Genomic DNA, 12,463 nt, shown 5'->3' with positions numbered 1-12,463 from the left:
AACTCAGCTGAACGATCGAACCAGGGTCGCTGCGTCGGTGAACTGATGTCGCATCAGTTCACCGGCGGCCCGGTGATCGGCTCGACGCATCGCCTCGATCAATTCCTCGTGGCCGCGTACCGCCCGCCGTCCCCAGTCGGTGTCGGACGCATGGAGATGCGTCGGGGTGTACTTGACGGCACCGAGCAGAAACCACGCCAATGTGGTGCCGCCTGCGATCTTGTTGATGGCGCGGTGAAACTCGAACTCGCACCGTTCGACGGCATCGGCGTCGGCGCGTGTCACGGCGTCGCGTAGGTCGTCGTTGAGGGTGGTCAACTGCTGGAGATGCTCCGCCGTCACCCGCCGGGATGCGCGCTCGGCCAGGGCCGCGGCGATCGTGCCCTGCAACCAGAAGATGTCGTCGATGTCCTGCTGTGTCAGTTCGACGACGCGGTAGCCCCGATGCGGGACCGATTCGAGCAGCCCTTCGCCGCGCAGCGACACCAGCGCCTCGCGTACCGGGGTGGCACTGACTCCCAACTCTGCTGCGGTCTCGTCGATGCGGACGAACGTCCCCGGCTTCAGCGCACCGGCGACGATCCTGCGACGAATGTTCACGGCGACATCCTCGGACAACTGCGGACGTCGCGGAATCGGCTGTTTCGATGATGCCGTGCGCGTGAGATCGAGGCTCATTCCACATCTCCTGCACAGCGGGGCGGCGGGGGTTGTTGCAACGGTGACGGACGCATAGTGTGTCCTGGAGAACATTGAATCACATCAAATATATGTGATGCGATCTGCTGGAGGATAGAGCCCGTGACGGACCAGATCGAACGAACGAACGAGAGCACCTTCGAAAGCCTCGATCCCAGAACGGGTCTCGCACTCGCCACGTACCCGATCGCCGACGCCGCCGAGGTCGAGATCGCCGTGGCCCGCGCCCGCTCGGCCGCCCGGTGGTGGGACGCGCAGGGATTCGAGGGCCGCAAGCGGTGGCTCCTCGAATTCAAGACCTCGATCGCCCGCGACGCCGCGAGCCTCGCCGCCGTCATCGCCGCCGAAACCGGCAAGCCGGACGAGGACTCCCTGCTGGAAGTCATGTTGGGCGTCGAACACATCGATTGGGCGGCGCGTCACGCCGGCAAGACCCTGAAACAGCGCCGGGTCGGATCGGGTCTGCTCGCCATCAACCAGAAGGCCTACGTCAGCTACCGCCCGTTCGGCGTCGTCGGCGTCATCGGGCCGTGGAACTACCCGCTGTACACGCCGATGGGGTCGATCGCGTACGCCCTCGCCGCAGGCAACACCGTCGTCTTCAAGCCCAGCGAACTCACCCCGGGTGTCGGGGTCTGGTTGGCCGAGAAGTGGCAGTCGCTCGCCGCTCCCCACCCGGTGTTCCAGACGATCACCGGCGACGGTTCCACCGGCACTGCCCTGGTCGAAGCCGGCGTCGACAAGATTGCATTCACCGGCTCGACCGCGACGGCCAAGAAAGTCATGGCCACGTGCGCGAAATCGTTGACGCCGTTGATCGCCGAGTGCGGCGGTAAGGACGCGATGCTCATCGACGCCGACGCCGATATCTCTGCGGCCGTGGAGTTCGCGACGTTCGGCGCGATGGGCAATGCCGGGCAGACCTGCGCCGGAGTCGAACGTATCTACGTCGCCGCCCCGGTTTACGACCGGTTCGTCGCCGAATTCACCAGGGCGGTCAAGGAATTGAAGCCCGGTGGATCGAAGACCTCGTCCTACGGCCCGATGACGCTGGGCAAGCAGAGCGACATCGTCCGCGCCCAGATCGAGGATGCGTTGGCCAAGGGCGGCACCGCAGTGGTGGGAGGTCTCGACTCACTGCACGGGCCGTACATCGACCCCGTCGTCCTCACCGACGTTCCCGAGGATTCGACCGCGATCACCGAGGAGACGTTCGGGCCCACCGTCGTCGTCAACAAGGTCCGCGACCTGGACGAGGCCATCGCCCGCGCCAACGCGTCCTCCTACGGTCTGGGTGCATCGGTGTTCACCAAGGACACCGCGGTCGGGCGACGCGCCGCCGAGAAGCTCGATTGTGGTGTTGTGACGGTCAATTCGGTGCTGGGCTTCGCCGGCGTGCCGGCGTTGCCGTTCGGCGGAACGGGCGACTCGGGCTTCGGCCGCATTCACGGCGACGACGGCCTTCGCGAATTCAGCACCGTCAAATCACTGACCGTGCAGGGCTTCGCGGCACCGATCGATCTGTTGACGATGAAGCGCAAAGCCCGGAACATGAAGCTCTCGGTGCTGGCGCTCAAACTCCGCCACGGACGAGGCTGACCATGGACATCGCGCCGGGTCGGGGTCGATACGGGTGGTTGCGCCGCGTCGAGGAACTCGACCCGGTCCGCGACTGTCACACCATTCACCGGATCACCGCGGGGTACGAGTTCCCCTGGGATTATCAGCGGGCCCTCGAATTCGCCTTGTTCCGAACCTATTGCGTGCCGACGATCTCCGCTCTGCTGGCCCGGACCGGCGAGTTCGAGAAGCGACCGCAGAAGCGGTACGACGACACCTCGCTGCTGATGTCGGAAATGGTCGAACACGGATACGACTCCGAACGAGGTCGCGAATCGTTGCGGACGGTCAATCGAATGCACGCGCAGTACGACATCTGCAACGACGACATGCTGTACGTGCTCACGACGTTCATCTACGAGCCCATCGAATGGATCGACACCTACGGGTGGCGTCGCCTGCATCCCCACGAGCGGCTCGCGACCTTCCACTTCTACAGCGAAGTGGGTAAACGCATGGGCATCAGGGACATTCCGGAGTCGTACACCGAGTTCGCACAGTTCAAGCTCGATTACGAAGAACGCACGTTCCGCTTCGGCGAGGACAACCGTCGCATCGGCACCTACACACTCGATCTCTACTGCTCGTGGTTTCCCGCCGCGCTCACCCCGGCCGTCCGGCAGGGCGTGTTCGCGTTGCTCGACGATCGGATGGCGAACGCATTCGGCTTTCCCGCGGGCTCACCCACGCTGGAACGGGCCGCGGTGCGGGCGCTGCGGACCAAGGCCCGCGTGGAGCGATTCCTGCCCACGAGAAAACACTCACGCACGACAGCCGACGCAGGCAACAAGACCTACCCCGGCTATCCCGTCGGGTACAGCCCGCGCGATCTGGGCACCCAGGCCGCATCACCGATTCGCGGTTGTCCGGTAGCGACGACGTAACTGCCAACTCGACGGGTCAGAGTCCGTCCACCCACCGGCCGAACGCATCGCGAAACTCCCCCGAGAGCGGCAGCGGTGCCAAGGCGGTGTTCGGATCGGCGGGCAGCGGGCCGAGCTCGCCCAGCATGTGCGAGCTGTTGGCGAAGTGCGCGAAGTGGAGATCGGTGTGGCCCAGGGCCACTCGCACGTTCTCGACCTGGCCGCAGGAGACGTTCAGGTCCTTGTCCGAGCAGGTCAGGAACGAGGAGTACGAGTCCGGTAGCGCGGCAGCCAGATCCGCCGGGTCCGTAGCATCCGCTTCACGCAGGAAGGTGGCGCTCTGCCGCAGTCCCAGACCGTCGACGATCGGGTCGGGCTCCGCGGACAGCGGTTGTCCCGCGCGAATATCGGTGACGGCCTGGGCGAAGCGATCCCTCGACGACGCGGCCTGCTCCTCGGTGAACTGGCCGACCGCCACGGCCTCGCCGATGTTGCGATCGACCTGTGCGGTCAGCAGATCCAGGTAGCGGATCGACAACGGCTCGAGCAGGCCGACATGGGTGAACGCCGCGCTGTCTGCATCAGCAAGGCGCAGCGCCGTCAGTGCGCCCTCGCTGTGCCCGATCACCGTCGTGCGATCCGCCCCGACACCGGTGCGCTGCTGCAGGAACGCCAGTGCGTCCGCAGCATTGTCGACCTGCGCATCGAAGCCGGGCGGATTGTTCGGATCCACCCCGGCCAGGCCGGTGCGGCCGCTCCCGAGCTTGTCGAAACGCAGGCTCGCAATACCGCGTCGCGACAGCTCGTCGGCGACGTATGCGGTCGTATTCAGCTGCAGATCACCCGAGTTCCCGTTGCGGTCGGTCGGCCCGCTGCCCGGCAGCACCAATGCCACGCCGCGGGTGTCGCCGACCGGCATGCGAAGGCTGCCGTAGAAGGTGATGCCACCGGACTCGAAGCTGACCTCCGAATCGAGCGCGTCGTCGGGTGACCACGGAACGTTGATCGGAGCAGCGGCCGCGGTACCCGCGCCGACGAGCAGGAGCATCGACGCGGCCAGTCCGGCCAGCAGTCCTCGGGTGCGCATCATGCCGCCAGAATAACAATCCGACCGACCGTTCGGATACGGCGTCACTGGCCGTAGCGCCCACGGCACGACGCTCGCGTCGCCCATCGAAAAACGCATGCGACCGCTCCCGACCGAGCCGGCTCGAGGCGTCGAACACCCAGCACACACCGGCTCCAGAAGGCCGAAGTGCTGGTCGGGGCACACCCCGAATCGGATAGGACGTAGCCTGGCGAGGGAGGTTCGGTGGTTCGACCGTGAATGACACCCGTGTTGTTCGGTTAGATTGGAAGAGCCACCAGGCACGATGCAAGAGGGTCGAGACCTGTCAACGAGCGACGGGTCACCACAATCGAGGAGAACAGGCCATGGCTTTACCAGTATTGACACCGGAACAGCGCACCGCGGCGCTGGCCAAGGCGGCCGAGGCACGCACTGCGCGGTCGAAGCTGCTCGCATCCGTCAAGTCCGGCGAACTGAGCGTCGCTGACGTCCTCGCCAAGGCGGAGAACGACGAGATCGTCAAGAAGACCAAGGTGTCCGCGCTGATCAAGGCCCTGCCGGGCGTTGGATCCGTGCGCGCCGCACAGCTGCTCGAGCAGCTGTCGATCGCAGATACGCGCCGCATCGGCGGCCTCGGCGCAAACCAGCGCGAAGCGCTGCTCGCTGCCGTCGCATCCTGATTCACATTTTCACGGGTCGTTCCTGCAGGCTCCACTCCTGATCCTGCGATAACGCGTTGCCTGCAGGGCTAGCATTTCGACCATGAACGTCGAAGTGACCCTGCTGCCCGGAATCGGGGTGCGGAAAGATTTTGCCCTCGCTTCCGGGCGCCGCATCGGCGTCATCACCCGCAAGGACGGCGCGAACGAGTTGATCGTTTCGCGCAAGGACGACCCCGATGCGACGCAAGCGTCCATCACCCTGAGCAATGAGGAAGCGGCGGCCCTGGGCAATCTGCTCGGGTCGCCGCAACTCATTGCTCAGCTCGGGGAAGAGCATCGCGACCTCCCCGGAATCAACACTCGTCAACTCCCCATTCGCGCGAATTCACGGTTCGTCAGCCGCACACTCGGCGACACCGCCATGCGCACCAAGACCGGAGTATCCGTCGTCGCTGTCATGCGCGCCGGCCAGGTACAACCGTCACCCACCCCCGACTTCACGCTCGCCGCAGGTGACCTGCTGGTCGCCGTCGGCACCGCGGACGGACTGGACGCAGCAGCCAAGTTGCTCGGCAATGCCTGAGATCAGTCGGGGCTGACCCGTGGCCGAGAGCGCGCTCGCCCTCACCGAGCTGGGTGCCGTGTTCTTCGTTCTCGGACTTCTCGCTCGTCTCGCCGGCCGGATCGGCGTCTCCCCCATCCCGTTCTACCTGCTCGGCGGACTGGCCTTCGGCAACGGCGGATTCGTCAACCTCGGCGGCATCGACGAGTTCAGCGAGATCGCCAGCGAAATCGGCGTCATCCTGCTGTTGCTGCTGCTCGGCCTCGAATACACCGCAACCGAGCTCGTCACCGGCCTGCGTCGATCGTGGATGGCCGGTCTGGTCGACATCGTCCTCAACTTCGCGCCCGGTGCCGTCGTCGCGCTGCTGCTCGGCTGGGGCGGAGTCGGCGCGCTCGTGATGGGCGGCGTCACGTACATCTCGTCGTCGGGCATCATCGCCAAAGTTCTCACCGACCTGGGCCGACTGGGAAACCGTGAAACTCCCGTCGTGTTGTCGATCCTGGTTTTCGAAGACCTCGCGATGGCCATCTACCTCCCGATCCTCACCGCAGTGCTGAGCGGAGTCAGCTTCCTCGGCGGACTCGAAGCCCTCGGCATCTCACTGTTCGTCATCACCTTCGTGTTGGTCGTCGCGCTGAAATACGGCAGATTCGTCTCGGCGATCGTCGACAGTCCCGACCGCGAAATCGTCCTGCTCAAAGTCCTCGGATCCGCCCTGCTGGTGGCCGGCATCGCGTCGGAACTGCAAGTCTCGGCGGCCGTCGGCGCGTTCCTGTTGGGAATCGCGATCTCGGGCTCGACGGCCGACAACGCGACCCGCGTCCTCGAACCCCTACGCGACCTGTTCGCTGCGATGTTCTTCGTCGTGTTCGGTCTGGGCACCGACCCGTCGACCATCCCGCCAGTGTTGGGCTGGGCCGTCGTCCTCGCCGTCACCACCGCCGCGACCAAGATCGCGACGGGCTGGTGGGCGGCAGGTCGGCAGGGAATCGGCAGGCCGGGACGACTACGCGCCGGTGCGGCGTTGGTGGCGCGCGGAGAGTTCTCCATCGTCATCGCCGGACTGGCCGTCGCCGCGGGGGCTGTCGAAGGCGAACTGGCAGCCCTGGCGACCGCGTACGTGCTGCTGATGGCCATCCTGGGGCCGATTGCTGCCCGCGTCGTCGAACCCGTCGCGAAGGTTGTGCTCCGGACCAAGCCCGCGGTGTGATTGGCTTTTCGACATGGCAGACAAGCGGACGGCTCTGAGGCGACGGCCGCAGTTGTCCGAGGAAGTCGCCAGCCACGTCCGGCACCTGGTGATGTCCGGAGAGGTGAGTCCGGGAGACTTCATCCGGCTCGACGAGACCGCAGCCCAGCTGGGCGTCAGCGTCACCCCGGTGCGTGAGGCGCTACTGACCTTGCGTGGTGAGGGCATCGTCGAGCTCGTCCCCCACCGCGGCTATGTGGTGTCTGCGCTGACGCCGAGCGACATCGTCGACATCTTCTGGCTGCAGGGGCAGATCGCGGTCGAACTAGTACGCCGGGCGGCACCGAAGATCACCGAGGTCGAACTGGATCGGCTCACCGAGCTCACCGACGCACTGTCGGTCGCCGTCGAGAACGGCAAGGCCGAGGACGTCGAGAACATCGAGTTCGAGTTCCATCGCGTGCTGAACCGTCTGGCCGAGTCGTCCAAGTTGGCGTGGTTTCTCAACAACGCCACCCGCTATACCCCGACCCGTCTCTACGCCACCGACCGCGACTGGGGCCGAGCAGCCGTGCGCAATCACGAGGATCTGATCGCGGCCCTGATTCGAAACGACATCGACGCCGCCTGCGAATTGATGAAGCAACAATTCACAGACGGCGCCGAGAGGTTGATCGCGCATCGCGGATGAGAGCGCTACGCGCACGTGAGTGGAAACTCGTAGCAGGCACCGTGTTCAGTCTGGGGACATATGAGACACGAGATGTCCACGGACATGTGACACACGGGCTGTGATGATGCTGCGGGGCACTGTGACCGGCTATGGAGTAATCCATGGCCAGATCGGATGCCCGGATGCATCCGGGCATCCGATCTGGCCATGGATTACTCCATAGCCGGTCACAGTGCCCCGCAGCATCATCACAGCCCGTGTGTCACATGTCCGTGGACATCTCGTGTCTCATATGTCCCCAGACTGAACACGGGCTCTGCTACGCATTTCCACTCAGTGATACTGGAGTCGTTCGTCGAGGTGGAAGGTATGACTCGTTTCCGCTCTGACGCCGATGGCTGTCTTTCATGTGATGTGTCGGCCTTCGCCTCGACGGACATCGTTCACACGCGACCGGTGGGCGGAGTGACTTGATAGGAGCCTGACCAAAGAGTCCCGTCACTGTGTTGTCCGCCGTCCCGGCCGGTGCGTGGTCACCTGTCGAAGGGATAACCAGTGTCCAGCATGACCGAAAACCCACCCGATGTCAGCCTCACCGTCATTGCAGGCATCGATACTCACAAAGACACCCACCACGCGGCGATCATCGACCACCTCGGCCGCAAAATCTGCGACCGAGAGTTCCCGGCAACCGGCGCCGGCTACCGCGCACTGCTGGCATGGTTGATCGGGACCGGCATCGTCGTCCGAGTCGGAATCGAAGGCACCGGAAGCTACGGCTCCGCGCTGACCACGGTCCTGCTCGCAGCGGGCCTCGAGGTCGTCGATGTCGACCGCACCGACCGCCGCTCGCGGCGCTTTCACGGCAAATCCGATCCGCTCGATGCCTACAGTGCTGCTCGCATCGCTGCGGCCGGGCTCGCTCGCACGATCCCGAAGACCCACGACGGGGACGTCGAGGCAATTCGGTTCCTGCACAACGCTCGTCGCTCCGCGGTGAAAGCTCGCGCCGAGGCGATCACAGGTCTCAAATCTGCCGTCGTCAACGCACCCGAACCGATTCGAGAACAGCTCCGGGGTCTGACAACAGTCGCATTGATCGACGCATGCGCAGCACTGCGCCCGACCGCCGTCACTCCAGGTGCACTGACCGCGGCGATCAAGACTGCACTGCGGTCGGTGGCGCGACGGATCCAGCTCCTCGACACCGACATCAAGGCACTGGACAAGAACCTCGCAGTGCTCATCGACGATGCCGCCGGAGACCTCGTCGGCCGGTTCGGGGTGGGCTACGAAACTGCAGCACAGTTGCTGATCACCGTCGGTGACAACCCCCACCGCGTCAGCTCCGAAGCAGCATTCGCCAGCCTCTGCGGCGTCGCACCCATACCCGCATCGTCGGGCAAAACCACCCGCCACCGACTCAACCGCGGCGGCAACCGGCAGGCCAACCGAGCGTTACACGTCATCGTCATGGCCCGCCTCAAATACGACACCCGCACCCAGCAATACCGCGACCGACGACTCGCTGAAGGCAAGAGCAAACGCGACATCATCCGCTGCCTCAAGCGAGCCGTCGCCCGCGAAATGTTCCAACATCTCACCCAGAAAACTGCCACTTGACACTCATAGGAGCATCACATGGGGTCAGCGCAGCGAGGCAGGAACCTGGAAGCGCTCGCCGTACTTCTTGGCCAATTCGTCCGCGCGAGCGACGAATCCGGCCTGACCACCCGGGTAGCCGACGACGTACTGGTGCACGCCACCCGTCCATGCCGGGAAGCCGATACCGAAGATCGAACCGATGTTGGCGTCGGCGGTGGTGTTCAGGACACCCTCGTCGAAGCACTTCTGCGTCTCGATGGCCTCGATGAACAGCATGCGTTCCTTGAGGTCCTCGAACGGGATGTCCGCCGAACCCGACTTGAACGCATCACGCAGTCCAGGCCACAGGCCGGCGCGCTTACCGTCTTCGTACTCGTAGAAGCCCGCACCCTTGGCCTTCGACGGACGCTCGAACTCGTCGACCATCTTGTCGATGACCTCGCCGGCCGGATCCTCGGGAGGTGTTCCACCGGCAGCCTTGATGGCGTCGTAGGTTTCCTTGCGGATCTTCTGCATCAGGTTGAGCGTGAGCTCGTCCGAAAGCTGCAGCGGCGCAGCCGGGTAACCGGCCTGCAGACCGGCCTGCTCGATGGTCGACGGCTCGACGCCCTCGCCCAACATCGCGATGGCCTCGTTGATGAACGTACCGATCACGCGAGAGGTGAAGAATCCACGACTGTCGTTGACGACGATCGGGGTCTTCTTGATGAGCTGCACGAGGTCGAAGGCCTTGGCCAAGGCCGCATCCGACGTCTTCTCGCCGCGAATGATCTCCACCAGCGGCATCTTGTCGACGGGTGAGAAGAAGTGGATGCCGATGAAGTCTTCCTGACGCTTGATGCCCTGAGCGAGGCTCGTGATGGGCAGCGTCGAGGTGTTGGAACCGAGCAGCGCCGTCGGATCGACGAGGTCCTCGATCTCCTGGAAGACCTTCTGCTTCAACTCTTCCGACTCGAAGACGGCCTCGATGACGAGGTCGGCACCTTCGACGTCCTTGGCATCGGCGGTCGGGTGGATGCGTGCGAGCAGAGCGTCCGACTTCTCCTGGGTGGTCTTGCCACGCGAGAGTGCCTTGGCCTCGATGGCCTCGGAGTACGCCTTGCCCTTCTGCGCCGACTCGAGGGCAACGTCCTTGAGCACCACGTCGATTCCGGCCTTGGCACACACGTACGCGATGCCCGCGCCCATCATGCCTGCGCCGAGAACCGCGACCTTGGTGAAGGTGGTCTTCTCGATGCCGTCGGGACGAGACTTGCCGGCGTTGATCGCCTGCAGGTCGAAGAAGAACGCCTGAATCATGTTCTTGGACACCAGACCGGTGACCAACTCGGTGAAGTACCGCGACTCGATGGTGCACGCATTGTCGAAGTCGACCTGTGCACCCTCCACTGCCGCAGCGAGAATCGCGCGCGGAGCCGGCATCGGTGCGCCCTTGATCTGCTTGCGCAGGTTGGACGGGAAAGCAGGCAGGATCTGTGCGAGCTTCGGATTCGACGGCGTGCCGCCGGGGATCTTGTATCCCTTGACGTCCCACGGTGCGACGCCACCCTCGGGGTTGGCCTTGATCCATGCCTTGGCGGTGGGCACCAATTCGTCGATACTGCCGACCAATTCGTGCACCAGACCGATTTCGAGAGCCTTGGCCGGACGGAACCGAGTGCCCTGCGCGAGGACCGTCATGAAGCCGGTCTGGATGCCGAGCAGCCGGGTGATGCGGGCAACGCCGCCGCCGCCGGGCAGGAGACCGAGCGAGACCTCGGGCAGACCGATCTGCACGCCGGGAACGTCGGCCGCGATGCGGTGATGCGTCGCGAGCGCGATCTCGAGTCCGCCGCCGAGTGCCGCGCCGTTGATGGCGGACACGACCGGCTTACCGAGCTTCTCGAGCCGACGCAGCTGTCCCTTGACTTCCTGGACCTCGTCGAACACCCGTTGGGCGTCCTCGGGCTTGGCTTCGATGAGGGTGTGCAGATCGCCGCCGGCGAAGAACGTCTTCTTGGCGGAGGTCAGCACGACTCCGGTGATGCTGTCCTTCTCGGCCTCGAGGCGGTCGACCGTCGCGCCCATCGAGTCCTTGTACAGCTGGTTCATCGTGTTTGCACCCTGGTTGGGGTCGTCCATCGTCAGAACGACGATGCCGTCGGCGTCCTGGTCCCACTGAATCATGTTGTCAGACATCGTTCTACCTCAGACTCGCTCGATGATGGTGGCAACGCCCATGCCGCCGCCGATGCACAGGGTGATCAAGGCGTACCGGCCGCCGCGGCGCTCGAGCTCGTCGAGCACGGTGCCGGTGATCATGGCTCCGGTGGCACCGAGCGGGTGGCCCATGGCGATGGCGCCGCCGTTGACGTTCAGCTTCTCGTTCGGGATCTTCAGATCCTTCTGGAAACGCAGCACGACGGAAGCGAACGCCTCGTTGAGCTCGAACAGATCGATGTCGTCGACGGTCAGTCCCGCGGTGGCGAGAACCTTCTTCGACGCCGGGGTCGGTCCGGTGAGCATGATGGTCGTGTCGGCACCACTGGTGGCCGTCGCGACGATGCGGGCGCGCGGGACCATGTTCAGGTCCCTGCCCGCCTGCTCGCTGCCGACGAGGACGAGGGCTGCGCCGTCGACGATGCCGGAGCTGTTTCCGCCGGTGTGGACGTGATCGATCTTCTCGATCCAGTGGTACTTCTGCAGCGCCACGTCGTCGAACCCGCCCATGGCCGCGATACCGGTGAATGCCGGGTTCAGCTTGCCGAGCGACTCGACGGTGCTGCCCGGACGCATGTGCTCGTCCTGATCGAGGATCAGCAGACCGTTCTGGTCGGTGACCGGAACGACGGACTTGGCGAAGTAGCCACCGGACCACGCCGCAGCGGCGCGCTCCTGGGACTGGACGGCATACGCGTCGACGTCCTCGCGGGTGAATCCTTCGATGGTGGCGATCAGGTCGGCACCGATGCCCTGCGGGGCGAAGTAGGTGTCGTAGTTGGTGGCCGGGTCCATGGCCCATGCGCCGCCGTCACTGCCCATCGGCACGCGAGACATCGACTCCACGCCGCCGGCGACAACCAGTTCGTCCCAGCCCGAGCGCACCTTCTGCGCGGCCAGGTTGACGGCCTCGAGGCCCGACGCGCAGAAGCGGTTGAGCTGGAAGCCGCCGACGGTGTCGGGCATCTTGGCTGCGAGCACGGCCGTGCGGGCGATGTCGGCACCCTGATCTCCGACGGGCGAGACCACGCCCAGGATGAGGTCGGAGATTCGGTTCTCGTCCATGTCGGGGAAACGTCGACGAAGCTCGTCGATCAGCCCGGTCACCAAGGAAATCGGCTTCACCGAATGCAGGGAGCCGTTCTTTCCTTTACCTCGGGGAGTCCTGATGGCCTCGTAAATGAATGCCTCTGTAGTCACAGCGCGCAGTTCCTTCCACATACTCGATCTTGTCGCGATCGCCGTGCCGGCCGATCGCGTCGGTGCGAGGCCATGACAGACCTCAGCTCATGCCACAGTAAGTTGGCATACCGATCCGA

General features: G+C 64.7%; 11 protein-coding genes. 7 read left to right on the top strand and 4 right to left on the bottom strand.

Annotation, left to right across the window (positions count from 1 at the left end):
* Positions 1–3: 3 nt before the first annotated feature.
* Positions 4–678: a GntR family transcriptional regulator gene (locus J1M81_RS23060; protein WP_204859157.1), complete on the bottom strand. Its 675-nt coding sequence runs from the start codon at positions 676–678 to the stop codon at positions 4–6.
* A 102-nt stretch (positions 679–780) separates the two neighbouring features.
* Between J1M81_RS23060 and J1M81_RS23055 the strand changes: the two genes are divergently transcribed.
* Both J1M81_RS23055 and J1M81_RS23050 read left to right on the top strand, forming a co-directional pair.
* On the top strand, positions 781–2,298 hold the full coding sequence (locus J1M81_RS23055) for an aldehyde dehydrogenase family protein (protein WP_374223907.1): 1,518 nt from the start codon (positions 781–783) through the stop codon (positions 2,296–2,298).
* Positions 2,299–2,300: 2 nt separating this feature from the next.
* Positions 2,301–3,203 carry an oxygenase MpaB family protein gene (locus J1M81_RS23050; protein WP_206498919.1) on the top strand — a complete coding sequence of 301 codons (903 nt, stop codon included), beginning with the start codon at positions 2,301–2,303 and terminating at the stop codon, positions 3,201–3,203.
* 16 nt (positions 3,204–3,219) lie between these two features.
* Here J1M81_RS23050 and J1M81_RS23045 read toward each other — a convergent pair whose 3' ends face one another.
* Complete coding sequence (locus J1M81_RS23045; protein ID WP_094651671.1) at positions 3,220–4,272, bottom strand: alpha/beta hydrolase; 1,053 nt, start codon at positions 4,270–4,272, stop codon at positions 3,220–3,222.
* Positions 4,273–4,616: 344 nt separating this feature from the next.
* On the opposite strand from J1M81_RS23045, the gene mihF reads away from it, so the two are divergent.
* The 5 genes from mihF to J1M81_RS23020 all read left to right on the top strand — a co-directional run bounded on the left by mihF (position 4,617) and on the right by J1M81_RS23020 (position 8,963).
* Complete coding sequence (gene mihF, locus J1M81_RS23040) at positions 4,617–4,931, top strand: integration host factor, actinobacterial type (protein ID WP_008712632.1); 315 nt, start codon at positions 4,617–4,619, stop codon at positions 4,929–4,931.
* Between the two features lie 82 nt (positions 4,932–5,013).
* Positions 5,014–5,496: a cation:proton antiporter regulatory subunit gene (locus J1M81_RS23035; protein ID WP_027494547.1), complete on the top strand. Its 483-nt coding sequence runs from the start codon at positions 5,014–5,016 to the stop codon at positions 5,494–5,496.
* 19 nt (positions 5,497–5,515) lie between these two features.
* Complete coding sequence (locus J1M81_RS23030; protein WP_027494548.1) at positions 5,516–6,688, top strand: cation:proton antiporter; 1,173 nt, start codon at positions 5,516–5,518, stop codon at positions 6,686–6,688.
* A gap of 13 nt (positions 6,689–6,701) precedes the next feature.
* The gene (locus tag J1M81_RS23025; protein ID WP_052068700.1) at positions 6,702–7,358 is read left to right on the top strand and encodes a GntR family transcriptional regulator; all 657 of its coding nucleotides are present in this window, start codon (positions 6,702–6,704) and stop codon (positions 7,356–7,358) included.
* 546 nt (positions 7,359–7,904) lie between these two features.
* Entirely contained in the window at positions 7,905–8,963 is a 1,059-nt protein-coding gene (locus tag J1M81_RS23020) for an IS110 family transposase (protein WP_206498918.1), read from the top strand.
* A 24-nt stretch (positions 8,964–8,987) separates the two neighbouring features.
* Here the strand turns inward: J1M81_RS23020 and J1M81_RS23015 are convergent, their stop codons facing one another.
* Positions 8,988–11,123: a 3-hydroxyacyl-CoA dehydrogenase NAD-binding domain-containing protein gene (locus J1M81_RS23015; protein WP_204878975.1), complete on the bottom strand. Its 2,136-nt coding sequence runs from the start codon at positions 11,121–11,123 to the stop codon at positions 8,988–8,990.
* Positions 11,124–11,132: 9 nt separating this feature from the next.
* Positions 11,133–12,344 carry an acetyl-CoA C-acetyltransferase gene (locus J1M81_RS23010; protein WP_206498917.1) on the bottom strand — a complete coding sequence of 404 codons (1,212 nt, stop codon included), beginning with the start codon at positions 12,342–12,344 and terminating at the stop codon, positions 11,133–11,135.
* Positions 12,345–12,463 lie beyond the last annotated feature (119 nt).

It is taken from the genome of Rhodococcus sp. KRD175 (assembly GCF_017168275.1).
GTDB classification, from domain to species: Bacteria; Actinomycetota; Actinomycetes; order Mycobacteriales; family Mycobacteriaceae; genus Rhodococcoides; species Rhodococcoides fascians.
This window is presented reverse-complemented; position numbering and strand designations above follow the sequence as displayed.